Below are 25,125 nucleotides of genomic sequence, written 5' to 3' on the forward strand. Positions count from 1 at the left end.
AAGATGGGTGAAGTAAAACAGTATTGGTTCCCCGCCAAACGCTATGGCTGGGGATGGGGTGTGCCTGTCACCTGGCAAGGTTGGCTGGTACTGGTTGCCTACCTGCTGGCGATGGTGGGCGGCGCCCTGTTGTTGAATCCTGCGCACTCGCCTTTGGGCTTCCTGGCGCTGACCACCGTGGCCACCTCGATCTTCATCCTGGTTTGCTACCTCACGGGTGAGCCGCCGCGCTGGCGCTGGGGGGATGATGGCAAGGCAAAGTAAAAGCATATCGACAGCGGCATTGGCGGTCGTTGTCGCGGTAGCCGCTTATTGGTATTGGTCGCCGCTGCTCGTTGTGCACCAGATGAAGGAAGCGGTGCGGGTTCATGACGTGGAGGCGTTCAACAGCCACGTCGATTTTCCGGCGCTGCGGGAGAACATGAAGGACGACATGGCCGGCAAGCCGGGCGACGACGCCCTTACCGGCTTCGGGCGCCTGCTGGGCGGCGTCGTAGTGGATGCGCTGGTGCGGCCGGAGGCGGTGATGTTCGTGCTGGAGCATGGCGAATTTGCGAAGAAGCGTGGTGGCCGGCATGAGGACCGTGGCGAACGCGAACACGACGAGGCGCCGCCCTCCGGCGAAGACAGGCCGAAATGGGTGACCGAGCGCGATGGCGTCAATCGCTACATCGTCCGCAATGACAGGATCGCGCTGGTCTTCGTCCGCCATGGCTTTGCGGACTGGAAGCTGTCCGGGTTCCTTCTATGAAGCGCGCAGCACCTTGCGCGTCGCCCACACGATCGGAAGGCTGAACAGGAAAATATGCGACAGGATGTCCATGCCCCATGAGAAGGCGTTAAACGTCACCGGGCGCGGGAACGCCGACAAGGGCAGCACCACCAGCCGCATGGTGAAGAACACCAGCAAACCGTAGCCGACTGCTGCCAGCAGCGGCTTGCGTGCCAGCGCGGGAATGCGGCGCGCGGCGAAGAAGAAGAGCGCCATCCACACGAAACTCAGGGCGAAATGGCAGGCCAGGCCGAACACCGCGGCAGCCGCACCACCGCTGAAGGCCGCTTTACCCAGCGCGCCGCTGGCGACAACTTGCAACAGGCGCTCCGGCGGCAGGCCGTTATAGCCGGCGAAGCTGATGGCGAACAGGATGTCCAGCAAACCGCCCAGCGCGCCGCCGGTCAGGATTGCTCGTGGGGTAGACCAGGGCTGATGCATGGCTGCCGTCTCCTTAAAGGACTTTCGTGTAATCGCGGCGCACCAGTACGCGGTCGCCGCAGTCGAAATGCCACCATTCGCTGTTGATCCCCGCAAAGCCTGCCTGGAACATGGCGTCGCGCAGCAGCTGGCGGTTGGCGATTTGCGCGGCAGTCAACTCGCCGCTGGCGAGGTGCCGCGCCTCGAGTGCAGGGTGGGACAATTCTGTCATGTCGTCGAAGCCCGTACCCATGTCGAGCTCCTGCCCGCTGGGATCGAGGATGGTGACGTCGACCGCCATCCCAAACGAGTGAATGGAACCGCGCTCCGGCGGCGCAAGGTACATCTGCAGGCTGGTGCCGGCCAGCGCATCCCACAACTGTTCCTGCACGCGGTGCGGGCGCAGGGCGTCCAGCAACAGCACTTTGAAGCCGGGCGCGCGCTGTGCCAGGTAGCCCACCGCGCTCTCGATGGCCGCGGCTGCATCGCGATGCAGCCAGGCGCAGTCCAGCGGCGAATACAGGTCGCGACCGACAAAGTTATCCGCCCCGGCATAACGCAGGTCCACCGCGATTCCGCCGATGGTGGCCAGGTGGCGGAAGTCGGGGCTGCCGGCAACGTCTTCGCTGCGCATGGTGTTGCCCATTACTGTCCTTGTTCGAGACAGGCGCGCGCCATGCTGGCGATGGAATCGGCCAGTTGGCGCGCGCCGTGCGACAGGGGGGCGTGGCTGTTCGTCAGCAGGAAGAGCTGGATCGGAATGGCCGGCGCCCACTGGCGCTTCTGTACCCTGGCCGAGTCGGCCGATGCCGCCGTGAACGGATCGACCACAGCCAGCCCGGCGCCGGCTTCCACCAGCGAGCGGGCAATCTGGTAAGTCTGCACCGTGGTGCGGAAGTTGGGATGGATGCCCTGCGCTTCGCAGGAAGCAACAATCATTTCGCCCAGCGGATCGTTGTCGGCGTGGCCGATCAGTTCACCGGTCAGGCCTTGCGCCGTCAGCGGCAGGCCCGCTTCGTCGCTGCGCCAGGTGCCGGCCGGTGCGATCACCGTCATCGCCCCCTGCGCAATCGGCTCGGCGATGATGCCGGGGTGGCGCGGGTCCTGCAGCGACAGCGCCATGTCGGCTTCGCCCAGCCGCAAGGTGTTGACGATCTCGGACGTGTGGTGGGTAGCCAGTTCGCATCGCGTATCCGGGAATTCCTTGCGCCATTCGCTCATCGCTTGCGGCAGCACGCTGATGGCGATGGTCGGGGTCGAGACCAGCCGCACGGTTTCAACGGCGCGCCCTTTCAGGCTGGCGGCCAGGCGCCGGATGCCTTGCAGGTCGCGGTGCAGCTTTTCGGTTTCGGCGAACAGGCGGTGCGCTTCCGGCTTCGGATACAGCTTGCCGCGCACGCGTTCGAACAGCGGCATGCCCAGTTGCAGTTCGGCGTGCTGCAGGACCTTGGTCACGGCCGGCTGCGAAATATGCAGCACCTGGGCGGCGCCACTGATGGTGCCGACCTGCATGATGGCGTGGAAAACTTCGATGTGGCGCAGCCGCATGGTCCTGGTTCCTCTTCCTCAGCGCCGCAAGTCCTCCCCGCGGCATTTTGGCAGGATAGGGGAAAGCCGGCGCTCGTGCAAACCGCCTTACGGTTTTGGCTTGGGCGCGGTCAGCACGTCGAGGATGGCGGCGGATTCGGCGTCGGGCACGCCGTCCCATTTGCTGTTGCGGTACTTGGCCTGGAAGGTCACCAGCACGTTGTGGGTTTCCGGGTCCAGCACCCCGGTTTGCGGGGTGGCGTAGCCGTGCTGCGCCAATTTTTGCTGGAACCAGGCGATATCCGGCAGTTGGGCTTCGTATTGCGGGCGTGCTGCGGCGACCGCATTGGCATCCGGCCAGGCGATCAGGCCTTCGTCGGCCAGGCGCTTCCAGGGGAACATCGGGCCCGGGTCCTGCTTGCGCTGCGGTGCGACGTCGGCGTGGCCGAGGAAGTTCTCCGGCGCGACCTGGTGGCGCTCCTTGATCTGCTTGAGCAGGGCGACCAGCTGGTCGATCTGGCGGTCGCTGAAGGCGTACCAGTGGCGGCCATCGGGCATGTCCTTGAAGCCGGGATTGACGATTTCGATGCCGATCGAGTTGTAGTTCAGCGCAGTATAGGTCTTCCAGCTGCTCAGGCCAGCGTGCCATGCGGCGCGGTTTTCGTCGACCAGGGCGTAGACGCGCGGCTCATTCTCGTCGGTTACAAGATAGTGGGCGCTTACCTCTTTCTCGGTCAGCAGCTTGATCGACAGCGGCAGGTCCGATACGGTGTAGTGCAGCACCACGAAACGCACGCGGCTGCTCTGCCCTTTGGACGTCAGCGAATGGTCGATATTCGGCAGTTGCGTGGCGCAGCCGGTCAGCAGGGCGATCAGGGAAGCAAGCAGCAGTTTTTTCATCGATCTCGTCTTTTAGTTGCGGGGCCGGGCGGCCATCCTGGCGGCCGCATGATGCGGCCTGGCGCTGCGTTTTTGCAAATTGAACTGGGGCGGCAGGTCGGCGCGCATGGCTTCGAAAATCAGGGGATGCAGTTCGGCGGCGCGGCCGGACAAGACAATCGGCCGCTCGCCGAAGCGCGTCACCAGCGCCAGCGCCAGGCGCGCCAGTTCACGTCCGGCTTGCAGCAGGATATGGCGGGCGGCAGGATCGGCGCCGGCACTCATGGCGACGGCCAGCGCCAGCTTGCCAATCTCGCCGCGCTCCCGGGAGTACATGAAGTTGCGCGAGAAGCTCCAGTCGCTGCCGCCAACATGGTCGAACACCGCATGTGCCATCGGTGAATCCTCCCAGATGCCGGGCTGCTCGTCCTCGCCGCGCCAGATGCGGCGCATCGCTTCGCGCGCGATCCAGAATCCGCCGCCGGCATCGTCCAGCGTGACGCCGCGGCCGCCGGCGCGGTGGAATTCGCCCTGTTCATCGATGAAGGCGGCAATCGAGCCGGTGCCGGCATAGACCAGGTATCCCTGGCCGGGCTCGAAAGCGTCGAGATAGGCGACTTCGATATCGTTGCACAGGGTGATGGCGTCCAGGCGTATGCCGAACAGGGTCGAGAGCCAGTCCAGCAGCACGTTGCCATCGCCGCCGAAACCGGTCAGACCGGCGCAAATGCGCAGCGGCTCGCCGGCTTCCAGCACTTCTTTCGCCAGCTGGCTGAAGGTAGTGTGGACCAGCGCGCGGCCGGCCGGCCTGGCCATCATCAGGGCAGACAGTCCGGCCACTGTGCCTTCGGCCACGATCTCGCCTGCCGGGTCGGACAACGCCCAGCGTGTTTCGGTGCCGCCGGCATCGATTCCCAGCCCTAAGGTACGATCGGTGTCAGGTTTGCCCATGATCTGTCGAGTGTACGTTGAAACGCTGTCATCTTGACATGAAAGCGTGTTCCGCACTCATTCCAAAAAGTTATAAGGCAGCGGAAACCCGGGGGCTTTCGTTGCCTAAGCGGTCCACGGCCGACACCACCACGCTGCGGGCGGGCACGCCGTTGTCGTCGGTCAGTACCACCTCGCTGCGGCCAGCCGGCACCACATTGAAGCGCCACTCCTCGCCATAGCGCGCCCAGATCGCCAGATGGCTGGCGCGCGCGGCGTTGCCAAGGGTAACCGACAGCCCGCTGGCATGGCGCTTGACTGCCACCGTCGGCGCCGGCGGCGCTTCGCTGCCCAGCCAGGGGGATGGCGGCACCAGCGCCGGTCCCTGGTAGCTGGCAGCTTTCAGCTGGTCGCTCACGCCTTTGCGGTTTTGCATCAGGGCGGCGATGCTGAAATGGATGTGGCCATTCGCATTGCCGCGGCTGCGCATGATCCCGACCTGCTGCACGATTTCGTCCGCCGTGAAAGACTTGCTGCTGTCGTCGATGCGGCTGGTGTACAGGCCTGGCCAGATATGGCGGCCACGCTTGTTCTGCCCCAGCCAATAATCGAGCAGCACAGGGAAGGCTTGCGGCTGCTGGGCGATCGGCCAGTAAAGCTGCGGCGCCAGGTAATCGAGCCAGCCGTTCTGCAGCCACAATTCGGCATCGGCATACAGCTTGTCGTACTGGCTGAAGCCCTGGATGCCGGGCGGGCGGCGGTCGGGGCGGCCAATGCCGAAGGGGCTGATGCCGAAGCGCACCCACGATTTTTCCTTGTGGATGCCGGTGTAGATCGATTCGATCAGCTGGTTGACGTTCTGCCGGCGCCAGTTCGCGCGCTCCAGGGTGCCGCCGCCTTGCAGGTAGCGCTGGTAGGGCGCGTTGTCGGGGAAGTCCAGTTCGGCCTTGCTGCCGTTGGATGGTGCATCCAGCGCCGCCTCGCCGCCGTTGGCGCCGGGAGCTTCGATCGGATAAGGGTAGAAATAGTCGTCGATGTGAACGCCGTCGATGTCGTAGCGGCGCACAACGTCCAGGATCACGTCCAGCGTTTGCTGGGCGGCGCTCTCCTCACCAGGATCCATCCACAGGAACTTGCCGTACTGGCGCACCACTTGCGGCTTGGTATTGGCGACATGCTCACGCGCATTCGGCGTGCGGGCGGCGGAATGGCGGGCGCGGTAAGGGTTGAACCATGCATGCAGTTCCAGCCCGCGGGCATGGGCCTGGGTGATCCAGAACGCCAGCGGGTCCCAGGCCGGCTCGGGGGCTTTGCCCTGCTGGCCGGTCAGGAATTCGGACCAGGGTTCGAGCTTGGACGGGTAGATGGCGTCGGCACTGGGGCGCACCTGCAGCACGATGGCGTTCAGGTGCAGCGACTTGGCGCGGTCGAGGATGGCCAGGGCTTCGGCTTGCTGGCGTGCCGGCGGCAGGCTGCCGCGGCTTGGCCAGTCGATATTGGCGACGGTCGACACCCAGGCGGCACGGAATTCACGCGGCGCGGCAGGCGGCTGCTCGCCGGTGATGCGTTGCGGCACCGGTGCCGGGGCCGGGGCCGGGGCCGGGGCCGCGCTCGAGACTGGAGCCGGCACATTGCCGCTTCCGCCACCGGTGGGTGGCGCCGCGGCTTCGCCGGGGGCTGGCACGGTCGGCGTCGACGAACACGCCCCCATTAATGCGGCCACGCCGGCCGCGGCGGCGGCTATGGTCAGCCGCCTTTTCGCATTAAAAGCCAAAACCTAATCCTCACATCAGCAGGAGCCGTATTCTACCTATTCCCGGCCAAAGTCCGGGTCTATCTTGATCAGCGCCGTCATGATGAAGGCCGGAATAGTCGCCATGCAGGCGAAAATGAAGAAATGCTGGTAGCCGAGAAGCTCCTGGAGCTTGCCGCTGGCCATCTGCGGAATCATCATCCCAAGCGCCATGAACCCGGTGCAGATCGAATAGTGTGCCGTCTTGTGCTCCCCCTGGCTGACCATGATCATGTACATCATGAAGGAGGTAAATCCCAGGCCGTAGCCAAACTGCTCCACCGCCAGGCAGGCCGAGATCCAGGCAAAGTTTTGCGGCTGTGCCTGCGACAGGTAGACAAAAATCAGGTCCGGGATATGGATCGCAATCGCGAACGGCCACAAGCAGCGCTTGAGGCCGAAGCGCGCGATCAGCCAACCGCCCGCCAGGCCGCCAAGAATCAAGCCGATGATACCCACGGTGCCGTAGGCGATGCCCACCGCTTCGGTGCTCAGGCCGAGTCCGCCATTCGCCAGCGGGTCTTTCAGGAACGGCACCACCATTTTCAGCAGCTGCGACTCGCCAAGACGGAACAGCAGCAGGAACAGCAGGATGACAATGATGCCATCCTTGCGGAAGAAGGCTGCGAAGGTGGCAAAGAACTCCTTCATCGGCGCCGACGAACGCACAGCACGCGCATCATCGGCAGGTTTCGGCAGCGCGAAGAGATGGTAGAGCGCCAACGCCAGAAATACAGCACCCAGGACAGCGAAGGCGACCGACCACGCCATTTGCGGATTACCGGTGTGCTTGATGACGTTCCCGGCGAGGAACAGCACGCCGCCCTGGCAGGCCACGGTCGCGGCGCGATAGAAGGTACTGCGCACGCCGACGAATTCCGCCTGCTGTTTTTGCCGCAGGGCGAGCATGTAGTAGCCGTCCGCGGCAATGTCGTGCGTGGCGGAGCTGAACGCCATCAGCCACATGACGCCGAGGCTGAGCTGGAAGAAGTTCGATAGCGGTAGCGTGAAGGCGACCGACGCCAGCGATACGCCCAGCACCATCTGCAGGATCGTGGTCCAGGCGCGCTTGGTGCCGAACATCTCGATCAAGGGCGACCAGAGCGGCTTGATTACCCATGGCAGGTATAGCCAGGCCGTGTAATACGCCATGTCGGCGTTGGAGATGCCAAGGTCTTTATACATTGCGGTGGTCAGCGCCATGACCGCAAAGTAGGGGATGCCCTGGTTGAAATACAGTGTCGGGACCCAGCCCCATGGGCTGCGTTGCTGCGCTCGATCCATTACGTCCTTTCTTATCGGCCGGGACGAGCGCAGGGGCGAATCAAATGGTGAGTGCGCCGCGCACGCTGCCCCTGGCCTGGTCCAGCAAGTCTCCCGCCTGCTGCACCGTGGTTTTCTTTAACAGGGCGACCACCGCCACTTTGACGTGGAAGCCGCACTGTTCCAGCGCTGTGCGGGCTGTCGCTTCGTCGGCACCGGTGGCGTGCATGGTAAGCCGCACCGTGCGTGCAAACAGCTTCGCATTGGTCGGCTTCAAGTCTACCATCAAGTTTCCATAAACCTTGTTCAAGCGCACCATGATCGCGCTGGAAATCGTGTTCAGCACGATCTTCTGCGAGGTGCCGGCTTTCAGGCGCGTGCTGCCGGAAATGATCTCGTGGCCGGTGTCGAGGGTGATGCCGATTTCGGCCTCCTGCGTCAGCGGCGAACCGGGGTTGTTGGCGATGCCGACGGTCAGCGCGCCGGCGCTGCGCGCAGCTTGCACCGCACCCAGAACATAGGGCGTGGTGCCGGATGCCGCCAGCGCCAGCACCACGTCGTCCGGGCCGGGGTTCAGCGCCAGCAGGTCGCGCGCGCCCTGCCCACGGTCGTCCTCCGCCCCTTCCACCGCCTTGAACATGGCGTCCATGCCGCCAGCAAGGATGGCGACCGCGCGGTCATGCGGCCAGGAGAAGGTAGGGTACAGCTCAACGCTGTCAAGCACGCCAAGCCGGCCGGAAGTCCCGGCGCCGACGTAGAGCAAGCGCCCGCCCGCATCGATGCGGGGCACGGCTGCTTCAACAGCCTGGGCAATAGCGGGGACAGCGGCGCACACGGCTTGCAGCGCACTCAGCTGGTCATCGGCAAAGGCGGCGACCAGCTTCTCTGTGGAATATTGGTCCAGCTCGCGATGTTGGGAGCTGGGCGTTTCGGTCTTCAGCATAAAACGAGTGTAATGCCAAATTGCCGGGACCGCCCATGACAGGACTTGCGGAGCTCATGTCCGCAGGTTATGCCGCCCTGCCTACGCGGCCCGGCGCATTTCCGCCACGAAGTCGTAATGATCGCTGCGGCAGTAGGAATGCGTGAGCTCTATCGCCTGGCCCGACTCAAGATAGGCGATACGGGTAATGAACAATACAGCCTGGCCTTCCGGTACTTCCAGCTGGCGCGCCAGCTCGGCCGAAGCATTCATGGCGCGGATGTGCTGCAGCGCGCGCGCCGGTCCCTTGCCGACCGAATCCAGGTATTGGTAGAGCGAATCGCCGATCAGCTCGGGGTTGGGGACGATGGTTTGCGGCAGCACCGAAACTTCATACGCCATCACCACATCATCGGCCAGGCGCAAGCGTTCAAGGCGCGCCACGCGCGTGTTGGGCGACAGGCCAAGGCTCAACTGTTCGTCGGCACTGGCGGCGACCAGCGCGCGCTTGAGCCAGCGCGAGCCCGGTTTATAGCCGCGCTGCGAGAGCTGTTCCGAAAAGCTGGTCAGGTTCGACAGCGGTTGTTCAATGCGCGGCGCGATGTAATTGCCCGAGCCGCGGCGGCGCACCACCAGGCCCTGGTCCACCAATTGGTCGATGGCTTTGCGGGCGGTTACGCGCGAAACGTTCAGCAATTCAGAGAGGGTTCGTTCGGAAGGAAGCGCCTGGTCGACCTGGTAACGTCCGTTTCGAACATCGTCGCTCAACTTGCGGGCAATCTGCATGTACAGCGGCGAATTGTCTTGTTGATCTGGTTTGAATTCAACGCTGGTGAGGCTCATTACATTTCTCCTATAGCTGCTAGTGTAATAGCGAAAGAGAAATCACGCTGCTCTTTTCATTTAGCTTTAACGCCCGATACACCAGGGTTATAGGCAGATAATCAGTTTTCATTAGCTGGCCGAAAGGGCCGCGCCGTATGCTGTACGCAAAAGGAGAATGCATGCGAAAGGCGATGCGCGCCTGGTTCGGCGCCGTACTGTTGGGCTGTCTCGGCCCTGCTTCGGCCGGCGCACTGGATCGGGAACTGGCGGCTATCGTCAACGATGCGCAGCGGCCGCTGTCGAGCTTGTCCGTGCTGGCGGTGCGCGATGGCAAGGTGGCTTATCAACAACAGTTCGGCCTGCGCCGGCTTGATACGACAGGCAGCGCCGCCGCCGCGCCAGTGACGCCGCAGACCATGTTCCGCATTGCTTCCATTTCTAAAATGATGACCAGCTTCGGCGTGATGAAGCTGGTCGAAGAAGGCCGGCTCAAGCTCGATACCGACGTTGGCGAATACCTTGGCTTTGCGCTGCGCAATCCGAATTACCCTGCTCAAGCGATCACGCTGCGGCATTTGCTGAGCCACACTTCCACGCTGCGTGACGACGCCGGCTACTTCTGGCGTGCCGGCACGGCTTTGCGCGAGGTACTGGTCCCGGACGGCAGGATGTGGGCGCGCGATGGCGAGCCCGGCCAATACTTCACCTACTCCAACCTGAACTGGGCTGTGATCGGCACCGCCATGGAGCACGTGACGGGCGAACGCTTCGACCGCCTGATGCAGCATTTGCTGCTGGCACCGATGGGACTGCGTGGCGGCTATAACCCTGCCGCATTCAGCCAGCAGGAGGTGGCGGATACCGCGACGCTGTACCGCCGCCGCACGCGCGAGAGCGAAATATGGGACAGCAAGGGCGCGTGGATTGCGCAGGTGGATGACTTTGGCGTCGCCGCGCCGCAGGAGCCGGCTGGCCTCGATAAATATGTCATCGGCACCAATGCCACGCCCTTCAGCCCGACCGGCGGCATGCGCATGTCAGCCAGCGATATGGGCAGGATCATGCTCATGCTGATCAACAATGGCCGCCATGCGGGCAGGCAGATTCTCAAACCGGCATCGCTGGCCCTGATGTTCGGCGAACAATGGCGCTTCAACGGCAACAATGGCAACACGCTGAAAGGGCTCTACCATAGCTGGGGCCTGGGCATCCAGCGCTTCGCCGACGTGCGGGGCAATATGGGCGGCATGCCGCAGGATGGCCGCTTCACTGCCATCTGCCACCTGGGCGAAGCTTATGGCTTAGTCGCCACCTTCGCCGTAGACTTAAAGAAGAAACAAGGCATCGTATCCCTGATCGGGGGCTTTGGCAGCGATCCGGATACCGATCCGGGCCTGCATTCGGCGCACACGCGGGCGGAAGAGAGGATCCTTGAGGCTATTTACCAACGCGCCATCCTCGGTCGCGGGGACTGAACTACAATAGCTTTGATTTTCCACAGGGCAACAGGATTCGGAGACGGGATGGCGGGAGGAAGGCAAGTGGTGGTGATTGGCGGAGGCGTGGTCGGCCTGGCGTCAGCGTGGTGGCTGCTGGAAGCAGGTTTCCGCGTGACCCTGCTCGAACGCTTTCCGACGGTCGCCAGCGCCGCCAGCTATCGCAATGGCGGCCAGCTAAGCTATCGCTACGTCTCCCCGCTGGCAGATGAGGGAGTGCCGAAAAAGGCCATGCAATGGCTGTTCGAGCGCGACGGCCCATTCCGCTTCCGTCCCGAAGCCGATTACCGCCAGTGGCGCTGGATGGCGCAATTCGTCGCCAACTGCAATGCCGAGGCCAATGCCCGTACCACCGCCAAGCTGCTCCAGCTCGGCGAGTTGAGCCGCCTCTCACTGTCCATACTCGAACTGAAACTGCCGCTGTCGGAATTCAACTGGCGCAATGCCGGCAAGCTGGTGGTCTATCGTAGCGAAGAAGCCTTCAAGGCGGCGCTGGACAAGCCGGATAACGACGAGAACCGCGCCGTGTTGTGGGGCCGGGATACCGCCCGCATCGAGCCGGCCCTGGCGCAGATGGCGCCAAACCTGGCGGGCGGCATCTTCAATCCCGGCGAAGCGGTGGCGGATTGCTATGCCTTCTGCCTGGCGCTGGAAAAGCGCATCTACGCCCACCCGCGTTTCGAGCGCTGCATGCACACGGCGGCACGCACCATCTTCGTCGAAAACGGAAAGGTGACTGCGATCGAGACCGACGCGGGCTGGCTTTCAGCCGATCATTACGTACTGGCGGCGGGCATCCAGAGCCGCGACCTGGCTGCTACCGCCAACCTCGACTTGCCGATGTATCCGTTGAAGGGCTACAGCCTGACGGCGCCGATCCGCAGCGAGCATGTGGCGCCCAATATCAGCGTGACCGACTTTGAGCGCAAGACGCTGTACGCCCGCATCGGCAAGCAATTGCGCATCGCCGCCATGGTCGATATGGTGGGCGAAAGTACCCGCATTGACCGGCGGCGCATTGCCAGCCTGTCGCGACTGGCCCGCGCATCGATGCCGAATGCCGCCGACTACGACAAGGCGGAAGCCTGGGCCGGCCTGCGCCCGGCGACGCCCAACAGCGCTCCGATCATCGGCGCCACGCCTTATCCCAACCTGTGGCTCAACGTCGGCCACGGCCCGCTGGGCTTCACCTTTGCCTGCGGCAGCGCCAACCTGCTGGCCACCCTGATGCGCGGCAAAGAGCCGCCGTTCGAACTCGACTGCCTGGCTTACAAGGTCTGATTCAGGTATTTCGCAGGAACGGCTGCGGTCAGCCAAACCCCGTTTTCTGAAATGTAGAAGAGGTGGCCGTCGCGGGCCATCTGGCCGGATTCCACGCTCAGTATCACTGGCTTGCCGTGCCGGCTGCCGACTTTTTCCGCAGTTGCCAGGTCGGTCGACAAGTGGACGTGCTGGCGCGCGGCAGGATGCAGGCCGCTTTCGCGGATCGAGTCGAGAAAACGCGTTGCGGTGCCGTGGTACAACTGCTCCGGCGGCGCCTGCGGCGCCAATCCCAGTGCGATGTCGACGGAATGGCCCTGGTTGGCCCGGATCTTCGTCCCGTCCTCGCTGATCGCAAAACGCTTCTTGTCGCTGTTCTTGACGATGGATTGGATCTGGGACCGGCTCAAATCGGTCCCCCGCAGGTTCGCACGGGCAATCAATTCGTCGATCGACGCCCACCCATTCTGGTCCAGTACGAGCCCGATTTCTTCCGGTTTGTGACGCAAGACCAGGCTCAGGAACTTGCTTTTACTGACTTCGTTCATCTCGATATGTTAGCACCTGGCACTGTCGGCTTTCTTTACCGTACAGCCGATGAGCAGGGCAAGGCCCAGGCTTAGCAATGCGAAAGTCCCCGGCTCGGGCACTGCCACCAGCACGGGCGACTGGATCGGCGTCTCGAAGAGCGGCGGCGTGCCGGTTTGCCCCGGGTAAGTCGAAGGCAATGCCGGGCCAGGCACGCTGGCAGGCGGATCCGGCACAGGCAGGGGCGGCGGCAGCCCCCTGAAAGGCGGAGGCCTGCGATTGAAATACGATGCCGGCGGCTGGCTGTAGTTCATATAGCTGAACTGGATACTGTTGACGGTATAGGGCGACTGTGTCGATACGATTGGATCCGCAAGTGCTTGATCCCGGGCCAGGACAAAGCAGGCCAGCAGACAAGTTTTGAGCAAGGCATCAGCTTTCATTTTTTGCGCTCCGGGTCGGGTTGGCGAAAACTTCAAGCTTGCAGATGCATCAACTGTACCTGCCCCTAAGTGCCTGATTATCCAGTCGCCTCCTGTTTCAACCGCGCCTGGCGTAAAGATCTGCGACGCGCTTGGAGTCGCCGCTTGGCCTTGGGAAGTCACGCCAGCGTGCGATATGGCGGATAATGGCGGGATGTCCAAATCCAAGACCCCTGTCGGCTGCCCATGCGGCGGTCCTTCTTTTGAGGCTTGCTGCGGCCCCTTTATTGAAGGGAAAGCCCTGCCGGAAACGGCTGAGCAGCTGATGCGCTCCCGCTATTCCGCCTATACACTCCAGAACGAGTCGTATTTGTTGTCGACTTGGCACCAAAGCACCCGTCCCGCCGAGCCAATTATTAAGCAGGACGAAAAGCTCCAGTGGTTGGGACTTGAGGTAAAATCTGCTTTACGTTTACGTCAACGTAAAGCAGAAGCCCAGCCGAACGAGGATTTTGTCGAGTTCGTCGCCCGCCTGCGGGTGAATGGCCGCGGCCAGCGCCTGCATGAGCTGAGCCGCTTCCTGCGCGAACCGGGTGAAGGTGGCCTGCGCTGGTTTTACGTCGACGGCGAATTTCCAGAATAAAAGAAGAGGACGAGACAATGCCGCATATCGAGAGCAAACTTAATCCGCGCAGCGAGGACTTCAAAGCCAACGCCGACGCCATGCAAGCCCTGGTCGACGACCTGCGCGCCAAGGTCGCGAAGGCGGCGCAAGGCGGCGGCGAGGCGGCCAGCGCCAAGCACGTGGCGCGCGGCAAGCTGCTGCCACGCGACCGCGTACAGATGCTGCTCGACCCCGGCACGCCCTTCCTCGAGTTCTCGCAACTGGCGGCTTTCGACATGTACGACAACGCCGCGCCTGCTGCGGGCGTGATCACCGGCATCGGCCGCGTCAATGGCCAGGAATGCGTGATCGTCTGTAACGACGCCACCGTCAAGGGCGGCACCTATTACCCGATGACGGTGAAGAAGCACCTGCGCGCGCAGGAAATCGCCGAGCAGAACAACCTGCCCTGCATCTACCTGGTCGACTCGGGCGGCGCCAACCTGCCGAACCAAGACGACGTATTCCCCGACCGCGACCATTTCGGCCGCATCTTCTTCAACCAGGCCAATATGTCGTCCAAGGGCATCCCGCAGATCGCGGTGGTGATGGGTTCCTGCACGGCCGGCGGCGCTTACGTGCCTGCCATGTCGGACGAATCGATCATCGTGAAAGAACAGGGCACCATCTTCCTCGGCGGTCCTCCGCTGGTGAAGGCGGCGACCGGCGAAGTGGTTTCCGCCGAAGACCTGGGCGGCGGCGACGTCCACACCCGCCTGTCGGGCGTGGCCGACCACCTGGCGCAGGACGATATGCACGCGCTGTCGATGGCCCGCAGCATCGTCTCCAACCTGAACCGCCAGAAGCCGCAACAGGGCGTGCTGCGCGAAGCGGTGGAGCCGAAGTACGCGCCGGAAGAACTGTACGGCGTGATCCCGGTCGACACCCGCAAGCCATTCGATATCCGCGAAGTGATCGCGCGCATCGTCGACGGTTCCGAATTCGATGAATTCAAGGCACGCTACGGCGCCACCCTGGTGTGCGGTTTCGCCCACATCTACGGCATGAAAGTCGGCATCATCGCCAACAACGGCATCCTGTTCTCCGAGTCGGCGCTGAAAGGCACCCACTTCATCGAACTGTGCTGCCAGCGCAAGATCCCGCTGGTCTTCCTGCAGAACATCACCGGCTTCATGGTCGGCCGCAAGTACGAAAACGAGGGCATCGCCCGTAACGGCGCCAAGATGGTGACTGCGGTCGCTACCGCATCCGTGCCCAAGTTCACCGTGATCATCGGCGGCTCTTTCGGCGCCGGCAACTACGGCATGTGCGGCCGCGCCTACTCGCCGCGCATGTTGTGGATGTGGCCGAATGCGCGCATTTCCGTGATGGGCGGCGAGCAGGCGGCAGGCGTGCTGGCCACCGTGAAGCGCGACGGCATCGAAGCCAAGGGCGGCACCTGGAGCGCCGAGGAGGAAGCGGCCTTCAAGCAGCCGATCAAGGAACAGTACGAAGTGCAGGGCCACCCTTATTACGCCTCCGCGCGCCTGTGGGACGACGGCGTGATCGATCCGGCCGACACGCGCATGGTGCTGGGCCTGGGCCTGTCCGCCGCGCTCAACGCGCCAATCCCGGACACCAGGTTCGGCGTGTTCCGCATGTAAGGAGATGACGATGACCTATGTAACCCTGACCATCGGCATCAGCGACAGGATCGCCACCGTCACCCTGAATCGCCCGGACGTACGCAATGCCTTCAACGAGCATTCGATCAACGAGCTGGCGCGCGCCTTCTCGGAACTGGGCCGCAACGAAAACGTGCGCGCCATCGTGCTGGCCGGGAACGGTCCGGCCTTCTGCGCCGGCGGTGACCTGAACTGGATGAAAAAGATGGCCCATTACACCCACGAGGAGAATGAGGCCGACGCCATGCAGCTGGCGCAAATGCTGCGCACGATCTACCTGTGCCCGAAACCGACCGTGGCGCGCGTGCATGGCGATTGCTATGCGGGCGGCATGGGTCTCGTTTCCGCCTGCGACATCATCGTCGCGGTGCCGGAGGCGAATTTCTGCCTGAGCGAAGTGAAACTGGGCCTGATCCCCGCGACCATTTCGCCGTATGTGATCAAGGCGATGGGTGAGCAGGCTTCGCGCCGCTATTTCCTCACCGCCGAACGTTTCAGCGCCGCCGAAGCACACCGCATCGGCATGGTGCACGAACTGGTCGCCGCCGACGCGCTGGACGCCAAGATGGCGGAAGTGCTGAAGGCGCTGGTGACCAACAGCCCGAACGCAGTGAAGGAAGCCAAAGTGCTGGTGCGCGACATCGTCGGCAAGCCGGTGAACGATGCGCTGCTGGCCGATACGGCCGAACGCATCGCCCACATCCGCGCTTCCGAGCAGGGCCGCGAAGGCGTGACTTCCTTCCTGGAGAAGCGCAAGCCGGGCTGGCTGAATTGAACGGAGCAGTTTTTGGAAGCAAACCAACAAAGCGATTGGGTAGCACGTAGCCTGAAGTCTGTCTGGCACCCGTGCACCCAGATGCAGCACCATGAAAGCGTGCCGCTGATTCCCGTCAGCCATGGCCGCGGCGTGTGGCTGTACGACCACCAAGGCAACCGCTACCTGGATGCGATCAGTTCCTGGTGGGTGAACCTGTTCGGCCACGCCAACCCGCGCATCAACGCGGCATTGCGCGAGCAGCTCGACATGCTGGAGCATGCGATGCTGGCCGGCTTCACCCACGAGCCGGTGATCCAGCTCAGCGAACGCCTGGCGACGCTGACCCAGCACAATCTGGGCCACGCCTTCTATGCCTCGGATGGCGCCTCGGCGGTCGAAATCGCCCTGAAAATGAGCTTCCATTCCTGGCGCAATATGGGCCAGGGCGGCAAACAGGAATTCGTTTGCCTGAAAGGCAGCTACCACGGCGAGACCATCGGCGCGCTGGCGGTAACCGACGTGGCGCTGTTCAAGGACGCCTACGGTCCGCTGCTGCGCGCCACGCAGACCGTGATGTCGCCGGATGCGCGCCAGGCTGCCGAAGGGGAAACGGCGGCCGATGTGGCGCGCCGCGCCGCCGCCGACGTCGAGCGCATGTTCACCGAACGCGCCGGCAAGATCGCGGCCATCATCATCGAGCCGCTGGTGCAATGCGCGACCGGCATGGCGATGCACGATCCGCTCTACCTGAAACTGGTGCGCGAGCTGTGCGACCGGCACGGCGTGCACCTGATCCTGGACGAAATCGCGGTCGGCTGCGGCCGCACCGGCACCTTCTTCGCCTGCGAGCAGGCCGGCATCTGGCCGGACTTCCTTTGCCTGTCGAAGGGCATCAGCGGCGGCTACCTGCCGTTGTCCATCGTGCTGTCGCGCGACGAAATCTACCAGGCCTTCTATGATGCCGACGTCACGCGCGGCTTCCTGCACTCGCACTCGTACACCGGCAATCCGCTGGCCTGCCGCGCCGCGCTTGCTACGCTGGACATTTTCGCCGAAGACCACGTGCTGGAAGCGAACAAGGCGCGCTCGCGCAAACTGACCGAGGCCCTGGCGCCGCTGGCCAAGCACGAGCACACCGGGAACTTCCGCAACCGGGGCATGATCTGGGCCTTCGATGCAGTCGGCGCCACGCCGGGCTTCTCGCGCCGCTTCTTCACCGAGGGTACCAGGCAGGAACTTTTGCTGCGCCCGATCGGCAATACCGTGTACCTGATGCCGCCGTACATCCTCAGCGACGAGGAAATCGACGGCCTGGCCGCGCGTACGCTGTCGGTGTTCGAGAAAACGCGGGTGGGCTGATCATGGAACTTCTCGCAAAACTCGACCAGCAGTTGCAGGCGCTGGATGACAAAAACCTGATCCGCAAACGGCGTTCGGTGGAAACCGCCTGCGGCCCGCGCGTGATGGTGGATGGCCGCGAACTTCTGGCCTTCTGCAGCAATGATTACCTTGGCCTGGCCGCGCATCCGCGCCTGGCTGAAGCGATGCAGCAGGGCGTTGAGCTGTACGGCACCGGCAGCGGCGCCTCCCACCTGATCAGCGGCCATAGCCGCGCGCACACGCTGCTGGAGCAGCGCCTGGCAGAATTCCTGTCGCCGCACCTGGTGCACGCGCAGGCGCTGTATTTCTGCACCGGCTATATGGCCAACCTTGCCGTGCTGACCGGACTCTCGGTGGGCGAAAAGGACACTGAAATCTTCAGCGAAGCACTGAACCACGCCTCGCTGATCGACGGTGCCCGCCTGGCGCGCACCAGGCTGTCCGTCTACCCGCACGCCGACGTAGCGGCGCTGGGTGAACTGCTGGCCACCAGCACCGCCAGCAACAAGATCGTGGTCACCGATTCCGTGTTCAGCATGGATGGCGACCTGGCCGAGCTGCCTGCGCTGCTGGCCCTGTGCGAGCAGCACAATGCCTGGCTGGTGGTGGACGACGCCCACGGCTTCGGCACGCTGGGCGAGAACGGCCGCGGCGCATTGGAGCACTTCGCCATGCGCTCGCCCTACCTGGTCTATGTCGGCACGCTGGGCAAGGCGGCCGGTGTCGGCGGCGCCTTCGTCGCGGCGCACCGCACCGTGGTGGAAACCCTGATCCAGCGCGCCCGCCCCTACATCTTCACCACCGCCGCTCCGCCGGCGCTGGCGCACGCACTGCAAGCGAGCCTGGATATCATCTGCGGCGAAGAAGGCCGCGAGCGCCGCGCCCACCTGCAGTCTCTGGTGGCACAATTGCAGGACAGCCTGCGCCTGAAGCGCTGGCAGCTGCTGCCGTCAAGGACGGCGATCCAGCCAATCATCATTGGCGAGAACGATGAAACCATGCGGCTGTCCGCCGCGCTGTACGAGCAGGGCATCTGGGTAGGCGGCATCCGGCCGCCGACCGTGCCGGCCGGAACCGCGCGCCTGCGCATCACCTTGTCCGCCGGCCACTCGGCCGACGACGTGCGCCGCCTGGCAGACGCTATCAACAAACTTGAAAGGACCTGATATGGCGCTTGAAGACCCTGTCATCGCTCCTGAGCCACAAGCCGCAGTGGCCGTCGATGGCCTGCCGCCGCGCTTCGCCTGCTTTGTGGCGGGCACCGACACCGAAATCGGCAAGACGCTCACGTCGTCCGCGATGCTGTACTCGCTGGTGAAAAATGGCGCCCGCGCCTGCGGCATGAAACCCGTCGCCGCCGGCGCGGTTATGAGGAACGGCCAGTTGCACAACGACGACGCCGACCAGCTGATCGAAGCAAGCAACGTACACTTGCCGCAGTCGCTGACCACCCCATTCATGCTGAAAGAGCCGGCTGCACCGCATATCGCCGCCGCGCTGGAAGGCATTGAGATCGACCCGGTGCCGATCCTGGCCGCCTACGTTGAAATCGCCGCCGCTACCGACGCCATCGTGGTGGAAGGCGTAGGCGGTTTCTGCGTTCCGCTGACCGACGATCTCGACACCGCCGACCTGGCCGAGCAGCTTGCGCTGCCGGTGGTGCTGGTGGTGGGCCTGCGCCTGGGCTGCATCAACCATGCGCTGCTGACCGTGGAAGCGATCGAGTCGCGCGGCCTGAAGCTCGTGGGCTGGGTCGCCAACACCCTGGAATTTGAAATGAACTTCGCGGACGAAAATATCGCCGCACTGTCAGCGCGCATTCCCGCGCCGCTGCTCGGCCGCATCCCGCGACTGGCAAAACCGACTGCCGCCGCCGCTGCCGAATACCTGAACTTCACGTCCCTGCCGAACTGGCCGGGCCGCCGCACCACGTAAGAGAGGAAGAACATGTCCCTGCAAGAACCTAAAGCCGTCCAACTGCACCGTCCAACCGCCGCCATCAAGTTGCCGGAGGCCGCTACCTGGCCCCTGGAAGACGTCATGGCGCTGTACGAGCTGCCATTCAACGATTTGATGTTCCGCGCACAGGAAGCCCATCGCGCCAACTGGCCGGACGGCGACGTCGAACTGGCGACCCTGCTCTCGATCAAGACCGGCGGCTGCGAAGAGGATTGCGGCTACTGCCCGCAAGCCGCGCGCTACGACACCGGCGTGGAAGCCAAGAAGATCCTGGACCTGGACACCGTGCTGGACGCCGCCAGGCAGGCGAAAGACAACGGCGCCACCCGTTTCTGCATGGGCGCTGCCTGGCGCAGCCCGAAAGAGCGCGACATGGAGAAAGTCGAAACCATGGTGCGTGAAGTGAAGGCCATGGGCCTGGAGACCTGCGCCACCCTGGGCATGCTGGAAGCCGACCAGGCACAGCGCCTGAAGGACGCGGGCCTGGACTACTACAACCACAACCTGGACACCTCGCCGGACTTCTACGACAACGTGATCTCCACCCGCCAGTACCAGGACCGCCTGGACACCCTGGGCCACGTGCGCAGCGCCGGCCTGAAGGTCTGCTGCGGCGGCATCGTGGGCATGGGCGAGACGCGCGAACAGCGCGCCGGCCTGATCGCCCAGCTGGCCAACCTGAATCCGTACCCTGAGTCGGTACCGGTCAACCACCTGGTGCAAGTGGAAGGTACCCCGCTGCACGGCCTGGACAAGCTGGACCCGCTGGAGTTCGTGCGCACCATCGCCATCGCCCGCATCACCATGCCGAAGGCGCGCGTGCGCCTGTCCGCTGGCCGCCGCGAACTGGGCGAAGCCGTGCAGGCGATGTGCTTCATGGCCGGCGCCAACTCGATCTTCTACGGCGACAAGCTACTGACCACCGACAACCCGGAAGCCAACGACGACCGCGCCCTGCTGGCCAAACTGGGCCTGCCGACCCGCGGCGCCGTGCTGGACTCGGTACAAAAAGAAGCCTGCGGCTGCTAAGAAAAAATCCAAAAAAAGAGTAGAGAGAGACATGTTCAAAAAAATCCTGATTGCCAACCGTGGCGAGATCGCTTGCCGCGTCGCTGCAACCGCGCGGCGCCTGGGCATCAAGACCGTGGCCGTATATTCGGATGCGGACGCGAATGCCAAGCACGTTGCCGTGTGCGACGAAGCGGTGAACATCGGCCCGGCCGCCGCCAAGGAATCCTACCTGTGCGGCGACAAGCTGATCGCCGTGGCGCTGGCCACCGGTGCGGAAGCGATCCACCCGGGCTATGGTTTCCTGTCCGAGAACGCCGAGTTTGCGGATGCCTGCGCCGAAGTGGGCCTGGCCTTCATCGGCCCGCCGGCGTCCGCCATGCGCGCCATGGGCTCGAAGTCGGCTGCCAAACAGCTGATGGAGAAGGCCAATGTGCCGCTGGTGCCGGGCTACCACGGCGACAACCAGGATGCAGGCTTCCTGCAGGAACAGGCAGACCGCATCGGCTACCCGGTGCTGCTGAAGGCTTCGGCCGGCGGCGGCGGCAAGGGCATGCGCGTGGTCGAGTCGTCGGAAGCATTCAAGGATGCGCTGGCGTCCTGCAAACGCGAAGCCACCAGCTCATTCGGCGACGACAAGGTGCTGGCCGAGAAATACCTGCAGCGCCCGCGCCATATCGAGATCCAGGTGTTCGCCGATACGCACGGCAATTGCATCTACCTGTTCGAGCGTGACTGCTCCGTGCAGCGCCGCCACCAGAAAGTACTGGAGGAAGCGCCGGCGCCGGGCATGAACGCCGAACGCCGCGCCGCGATGGGCGAAGCCGCCGTCGCTGCGGCGCGCGCCGTGGGCTATGTCGGCGCCGGTACGGTGGAATTCATCGCCAACCAGGACGGCAGCTTCTACTTCATGGAAATGAATACCCGCCTGCAGGTTGAACACCCGGTGACCGAAATGATCACCGGCACCGACCTGGTGGAATGGCAGATCCGTGTCGCCGCCGGCGAAACCCTGCCGAAAAAGCAGGAAGAACTGACCATCAACGGCCACTCGATCGAGGCGCGTATCTATGCCGAGAATCCGGAGAAGGGCTTCCTGCCGTCGATCGGCACGCTGCGCCACTTGGAAACGCCTGGCGCCGCCAACTTCGAATTGGGCGGCGTGCCTGGCCATCCGGCTGCCGTGCGTATCGATTCCGGCGTGCGCGAGAACGATGCGATTTCGCCGTTCTACGACCCGATGATCGCCAAGCTGATCGTGTGGGGCGCCGACCGCAAGCAGGCCCTGGCCCGCATGGCGCAGGCGCTGTCGCAATACCAGATCGTCGGCCTGGCGACCAATATCGCCTTCCTGAAGCGCCTGGTGGAAGGCGATGCCTTCGCCAATGCCGACCTGGATACCGGCCTGATTGAACGGAATCACGACGCGCTGTTCCCGCCTGCGCGCTCGATCCCGGTGGCTGCAGTAGCGCTGGCCGCGGTGTCGCTGATCGAGGAAGAGAAGGACAAGTCGGCCGCCCAATCCGGCGCCAACAAAGGTGATCCGTGGGGCCAGGCGCTGGGCTGGCGCATGAACTTCAACTATGCGCGCAAGCTGTCCTTCAGCGACGAGCACGGCAAGCAGTACGCGCCGATGCTGACCTACCTGCCGCACGGCTGGCAGTTCGAGATCAAGGGCCTGGAAGTCGAGCTGTCGCTGTTCAAGCAGGACGGCTCGGACCTGAGCATCAAGCTGGGCGAGACCTCGGTGCATGGAACGGTGCGCCGCGAGACGACCCGTGACGGGGTGGCCTTCCACGTCTTCACCGGCGGCGGCCACTATGTGCTGGACTATAACGACCCCATGGCGCATGCCGGCGAATCCGAAGCGGAAGGCGGCCGCCTGACCGCGCCGATGCCGGGCAAGGTAGTCGCAGTCCTGGCCGAAAAGGGCAAGGAAGTGAAGAAAGGCGACGCGCTGGTGATCATGGAAGCGATGAAGATGGAGCACACCATCTCCGCCCCGCATGACGGCGTGGTCGAGGAGATCCTGTACGCGGTGGGCGACCAGGTGGCGGATGGCGCGCCGCTGCTGGCCTTCAAAACTGCCGCTTAAGGAGAGGCGCAATGCGCATCCTGCTGTATCGCGCGGATGGCAACACCGCGCCGTGGGTCAAGGATTTCGCCGACTTGATGCCGGAGGCGGAAGTGGTGGTTTGGCGCGAAGGCGCCCACTTGCCGACTTGTGATTACGCCGTGCTGTGGACGCCGCCGCAAGCCATGCTGGCCGAGCTGGCACGCGTGAAGGCGATCTTCCTGACCGGTGCCGGCGCCGATGCGATCATGAAATATTCGCACGCGATTCCGCCGCATATTCCCATCGTGCGCCTGAATGACGCCGGCATGGGCATCCAGATGGCGGAATACGTCACGCATGCCGTGCTGCGTTATTTCCGCCGCCTCGACGAGTACGAGACGCAGGCTCGCTCGGGCGCCTGGCTGCAACTGGAAGCGCGCGAAAAGGCCGACTTCTCCGTGGGCGTGATGGGCGTGGGCGCACTTGGCTCGCACGTAATCGAAGCGCTCAGGCCCTTCGGCTTCCCCCTGCGCGCCTGGAGCCGTTCGCCGAAGTCACTGGACGGCGTTGATTCCTTCCATGGCGAGGCGGGGCTGGATGGTTTCCTCGGTTCTTCGCGCGTTGTCGTGTGCATGCTGCCGTTGACAGAAGAAACCACCCACATCCTCAACCGCCCCAACATGATGAAGATGCCGCAAGGCTCTTACATCATCAACGTGGGACGCGGTGCGCACATTTCCGAACCGGACCTGCTGCCGCTGATCAAGTCCGGCCACATTGCAGGCGCCACGCTCGACGTGTTCCGCAACGAACCGCTACCGGCGCAGCATCCATTCTGGATGGAGCCGCGCATCACGATCACGCCGCACATTTCAGCGTTGACGCTGCGCCGTGAAAGCGTGGAACAAATGGCCGCCAAGATGCGCCAGCATGCACGCGGCGAAGAAGTCGCCGATGTAATCAATCGCACAAAAGGGTACTGAAATGAGTTTGCCAAAGAAGGTCAAGATTGTTGAAGTGGGCCCGCGCGACGGCCTGCAGAATGAAAAGGGCGACGTTCCTGCCGACGTGAAGATCGAGCTGGTGAACCGCCTGACGGAAGCGGGCTTCCCGAACATCGAAGCGGCGTCGTTCGTGTCGCCGAAGTGGGTGCCGCAAATGGCGACTTCAAAGGAAGTCATGGCCGGCATTACCCGCAAGCCGGGGGTGATCTATTCCGCCCTGACGCCGAATATGCAGGGCTTCGAAGCCGCGCTGGCGGCGGGTGCCAATGAAGTGGTGATCTTTGGCGCAGCGTCGGAGGCGTTCTCGCAAAAGAACATCAACTGCTCGATCGCGGAATCGATCGAGCGCTTCGTGCCGGTTGCGAAAGCGGCCAAGGATGCGGGCCTGCGCCTGCGCGCTTCGGTCAGCACGGCGTTCGGCTGTCCTTACCAGGGCGAAGTGCCGCTGGATTCGGTGGCCTATGTGGTGGGCCGCATGCGCGACCTGGGTTGCGACGAGATCGATATTGCCGACACCATCGGCGTATCGACCCCGCTCAAGACCAGGGCGGTAATGGAACGCGCGATCAAGGAGTTCCGCGCCAACGGGCTGGCGGGCCACTTCCACGACACTTACGGCCAGGCGCTGGCGAATATTTACGCCTCGATGGAAGCGGGTATTGAGATTTTCCACTCCTCGGTATCGGGCCTGGGCGGCTGCCCTTATGCCAAGGGCGCTACCGGCAACGTCGCGACCGAAGACGTGATTTACATGATGAATGGCCTCGGCATCGAGACCGGTGTGGACCTGGACAAGGTGGTCGACGCGGGCCAGTTCATCTCCAGCTTCCTGGGTCGCAAAGGCGCCAGCCGCGCCGGCAATGCGATTGCCGCCAAACGCGCCGGCTGATTAGCTTTCGTCCGAGCGGCCGCGCTGCAGGAATATTGCCAGCAGCCTGGCCGCTGCGCGCTGCAACGATTGCCAGTTGGGCGTTGCGAACAGCGCTTCAAGGCGCGGCAGGGGATGCGGCGCACCTTCCGCGATCTCGCTCCACACGCGCGCAAACTGCGCGATCCCGTTGCGTTCTTCCGCCGAGAAAACTGGTTCAGTGAAATGCTGTTTCCAGTCTGGCGTTACCCAGTCTTCCCATTGATTCAAGACTTCATCCGCAGCTGACATGGCTGGCGCGGCGGCTTGCAATTGCCGCTGTGCGTCGAAGGAACTGGCCAGCTCCAGGTATTCCATGATGCGGTTGCGCACGCGGCGCAGGCCGACCGGTTGCTCGGGCACGGATGTACGCGGGGTGCGCAGCCAGTAATACAGATCGTAGGTGGTGGCGCTTTCGAGCGGGGGACCGTCCGGGATATCAGCTTTTTGCTGCCAGAGCGGGAACCAGTGCGGGTCGCGCACGTGTTCGGCGCCGGTCGCCGAATGGCCGAACTGTACGTATCGCACTTGGGCTTCCGCCAGGCTGTGTACGTTGGCGCCACTGGCGAGGAAGGGGGAGTAGAGTTGCGGCAGGTCGTCGTGCCAGTCGCAGACAGGGCACGCTGCAAGTGAGCCGGGGGCGCCGGCGAAGGCGGCATATCCGCAGCAAGGGCAGGTGTACATGGCGCTGATCCTAATGCAGAAAAAAAAAGACCTGCACGAATGCAG

26 protein-coding genes are annotated in these 25,125 nt (G+C 63.7%); 14 read left to right on the top strand and 12 right to left on the bottom strand.

Going from position 1 to position 25,125, the window contains the following annotated elements; all coding sequences use genetic code 11:
• Nucleotides 1–3 precede the first annotated feature (3 nt).
• Both ASD07_RS29045 and ASD07_RS29050 read left to right on the top strand, forming a co-directional pair.
• Nucleotides 4–264 (top strand): hypothetical protein, encoded by a 261-nt coding sequence (locus tag ASD07_RS29045; RefSeq protein WP_055939112.1) that lies wholly within the window; start codon nucleotides 4–6, stop codon nucleotides 262–264.
• Complete coding sequence (locus tag ASD07_RS29050) at nucleotides 248–751, top strand: DUF2939 domain-containing protein (RefSeq protein WP_162246609.1); 504 nt, start codon at nucleotides 248–250, stop codon at nucleotides 749–751. The genes ASD07_RS29045 and ASD07_RS29050 overlap by 17 nt, the downstream gene beginning before the upstream one ends.
• On the opposite strand, the gene ASD07_RS29055 is transcribed toward ASD07_RS29050, so the two are convergent.
• The 9 genes from ASD07_RS29055 to ASD07_RS29095 all read right to left on the bottom strand — a co-directional run bounded on the left by ASD07_RS29055 (nucleotide 746) and on the right by ASD07_RS29095 (nucleotide 9,348).
• A complete protein-coding gene (locus ASD07_RS29055) occupies nucleotides 746–1,213 on the bottom strand; it encodes a hypothetical protein (RefSeq protein WP_055939117.1) in 468 nt (155 codons plus the stop codon). The genes ASD07_RS29050 and ASD07_RS29055 overlap by 6 nt on opposite strands.
• A gap of 13 nt (nucleotides 1,214–1,226) precedes the next feature.
• Nucleotides 1,227–1,838 carry a M15 family metallopeptidase gene (locus tag ASD07_RS29060; protein ID WP_055939120.1) on the bottom strand — a complete coding sequence of 204 codons (612 nt, stop codon included), beginning with the start codon at nucleotides 1,836–1,838 and terminating at the stop codon, nucleotides 1,227–1,229.
• Complete coding sequence (locus tag ASD07_RS29065; RefSeq protein ID WP_055939123.1) at nucleotides 1,838–2,740, bottom strand: LysR family transcriptional regulator; 903 nt, start codon at nucleotides 2,738–2,740, stop codon at nucleotides 1,838–1,840. The genes ASD07_RS29060 and ASD07_RS29065 overlap by 1 nt, the downstream gene beginning before the upstream one ends.
• An 87-nt stretch (nucleotides 2,741–2,827) precedes the next feature.
• Nucleotides 2,828–3,619, bottom strand: coding sequence for an N-acetylmuramoyl-L-alanine amidase (locus tag ASD07_RS29070; protein ID WP_055939125.1), 792 nt, complete (start codon nucleotides 3,617–3,619; stop codon nucleotides 2,828–2,830).
• Between the two features lie 12 nt (nucleotides 3,620–3,631).
• Nucleotides 3,632–4,549, bottom strand: coding sequence for an N-acetylglucosamine kinase (locus ASD07_RS29075; protein ID WP_055939127.1), 918 nt, complete (start codon nucleotides 4,547–4,549; stop codon nucleotides 3,632–3,634).
• A gap of 70 nt (nucleotides 4,550–4,619) precedes the next feature.
• On the bottom strand, nucleotides 4,620–6,302 hold the full coding sequence (locus ASD07_RS29080; protein WP_055939130.1) for a glycoside hydrolase family 10 protein: 1,683 nt from the start codon (nucleotides 6,300–6,302) through the stop codon (nucleotides 4,620–4,622).
• 36 nt (nucleotides 6,303–6,338) lie between these two features.
• Entirely contained in the window at nucleotides 6,339–7,604 is a 1,266-nt protein-coding gene (locus ASD07_RS29085; protein ID WP_055939133.1) for an MFS transporter, read from the bottom strand.
• 40 nt (nucleotides 7,605–7,644) lie between these two features.
• Complete coding sequence (gene murQ / locus ASD07_RS29090) at nucleotides 7,645–8,526, bottom strand: N-acetylmuramic acid 6-phosphate etherase (protein WP_055939136.1); 882 nt, start codon at nucleotides 8,524–8,526, stop codon at nucleotides 7,645–7,647.
• Nucleotides 8,527–8,607: 81 nt separating this feature from the next.
• Nucleotides 8,608–9,348: a GntR family transcriptional regulator gene (locus tag ASD07_RS29095; RefSeq protein WP_055939138.1), complete on the bottom strand. Its 741-nt coding sequence runs from the start codon at nucleotides 9,346–9,348 to the stop codon at nucleotides 8,608–8,610.
• Between the two features lie 161 nt (nucleotides 9,349–9,509).
• On the opposite strand from ASD07_RS29095, the gene ASD07_RS29100 reads away from it, so the two are divergent.
• On the top strand, nucleotides 9,510–10,805 hold the full coding sequence (locus ASD07_RS29100) for a serine hydrolase (RefSeq protein WP_055939141.1): 1,296 nt from the start codon (nucleotides 9,510–9,512) through the stop codon (nucleotides 10,803–10,805).
• Nucleotides 10,806–10,853: 48 nt separating this feature from the next.
• Complete coding sequence (locus tag ASD07_RS29105) at nucleotides 10,854–12,107, top strand: D-amino acid dehydrogenase (protein WP_055939143.1); 1,254 nt, start codon at nucleotides 10,854–10,856, stop codon at nucleotides 12,105–12,107.
• Here ASD07_RS29105 and ASD07_RS29110 read toward each other — a convergent pair.
• Both ASD07_RS29110 and ASD07_RS29115 read right to left on the bottom strand, forming a co-directional pair.
• Nucleotides 12,095–12,634, bottom strand: a complete 540-nt coding sequence (locus ASD07_RS29110; protein WP_055939146.1) for an RNA 2'-phosphotransferase — start codon at nucleotides 12,632–12,634, stop codon at nucleotides 12,095–12,097. The two genes, ASD07_RS29105 and ASD07_RS29110, sit on opposite strands and share 13 nt — an antisense overlap.
• A 9-nt stretch (nucleotides 12,635–12,643) precedes the next feature.
• Nucleotides 12,644–13,057 carry a PEP-CTERM sorting domain-containing protein gene (locus ASD07_RS29115; protein ID WP_055939149.1) on the bottom strand — a complete coding sequence of 138 codons (414 nt, stop codon included), beginning with the start codon at nucleotides 13,055–13,057 and terminating at the stop codon, nucleotides 12,644–12,646.
• A gap of 193 nt (nucleotides 13,058–13,250) precedes the next feature.
• On the opposite strand from ASD07_RS29115, the gene ASD07_RS29120 reads away from it, so the two are divergent.
• From ASD07_RS29120 to ASD07_RS29165, 10 genes are read left to right on the top strand one after another with little or no spacing between them, the layout of a single operon-like run.
• Complete coding sequence (locus ASD07_RS29120; protein ID WP_055939152.1) at nucleotides 13,251–13,679, top strand: YchJ family protein; 429 nt, start codon at nucleotides 13,251–13,253, stop codon at nucleotides 13,677–13,679.
• A gap of 17 nt (nucleotides 13,680–13,696) precedes the next feature.
• Nucleotides 13,697–15,304, top strand: a complete 1,608-nt coding sequence (locus tag ASD07_RS29125; protein WP_055939154.1) for a carboxyl transferase domain-containing protein — start codon at nucleotides 13,697–13,699, stop codon at nucleotides 15,302–15,304.
• Between the two features lie 10 nt (nucleotides 15,305–15,314).
• Nucleotides 15,315–16,100, top strand: coding sequence for an enoyl-CoA hydratase/isomerase family protein (locus ASD07_RS29130; protein WP_055939157.1), 786 nt, complete (start codon nucleotides 15,315–15,317; stop codon nucleotides 16,098–16,100).
• Between the two features lie 12 nt (nucleotides 16,101–16,112).
• Nucleotides 16,113–17,441: an adenosylmethionine--8-amino-7-oxononanoate transaminase gene (bioA, locus tag ASD07_RS29135; protein ID WP_055939159.1), complete on the top strand. Its 1,329-nt coding sequence runs from the start codon at nucleotides 16,113–16,115 to the stop codon at nucleotides 17,439–17,441.
• 2 nt (nucleotides 17,442–17,443) lie between these two features.
• Entirely contained in the window at nucleotides 17,444–18,628 is a 1,185-nt protein-coding gene (gene bioF / locus ASD07_RS29140) for an 8-amino-7-oxononanoate synthase (protein WP_055939162.1), read from the top strand.
• 1 nt (nucleotide 18,629) lies between these two features.
• Nucleotides 18,630–19,397 (top strand): dethiobiotin synthase, encoded by a 768-nt coding sequence (gene bioD / locus ASD07_RS29145; protein ID WP_055939165.1) that lies wholly within the window; start codon nucleotides 18,630–18,632, stop codon nucleotides 19,395–19,397.
• Between the two features lie 12 nt (nucleotides 19,398–19,409).
• On the top strand, nucleotides 19,410–20,450 hold the full coding sequence (bioB, locus tag ASD07_RS29150) for a biotin synthase BioB (RefSeq protein WP_055939170.1): 1,041 nt from the start codon (nucleotides 19,410–19,412) through the stop codon (nucleotides 20,448–20,450).
• A 31-nt stretch (nucleotides 20,451–20,481) separates the two neighbouring features.
• Entirely contained in the window at nucleotides 20,482–22,524 is a 2,043-nt protein-coding gene (locus ASD07_RS29155; protein ID WP_055939174.1) for an acetyl/propionyl/methylcrotonyl-CoA carboxylase subunit alpha, read from the top strand.
• Nucleotides 22,525–22,535: 11 nt separating this feature from the next.
• Nucleotides 22,536–23,468, top strand: coding sequence for a glyoxylate/hydroxypyruvate reductase A (locus ASD07_RS29160; RefSeq protein ID WP_055939176.1), 933 nt, complete (start codon nucleotides 22,536–22,538; stop codon nucleotides 23,466–23,468).
• Nucleotide 23,469: 1 nt separating this feature from the next.
• On the top strand, nucleotides 23,470–24,378 hold the full coding sequence (locus tag ASD07_RS29165; RefSeq protein ID WP_055939178.1) for a hydroxymethylglutaryl-CoA lyase: 909 nt from the start codon (nucleotides 23,470–23,472) through the stop codon (nucleotides 24,376–24,378).
• On the opposite strand, the gene ASD07_RS29170 is transcribed toward ASD07_RS29165, so the two are convergent.
• Nucleotides 24,379–25,080 (bottom strand): CPCC family cysteine-rich protein, encoded by a 702-nt coding sequence (locus ASD07_RS29170; RefSeq protein WP_055939181.1) that lies wholly within the window; start codon nucleotides 25,078–25,080, stop codon nucleotides 24,379–24,381.
• Nucleotides 25,081–25,125: the final 45 nt, after the last annotated feature.

The sequence above is a fragment of the Duganella sp. Root336D2 genome, from assembly GCF_001425005.1.
In the GTDB taxonomy this organism is placed as follows: domain Bacteria; phylum Pseudomonadota; class Gammaproteobacteria; order Burkholderiales; family Burkholderiaceae_D; genus Rugamonas.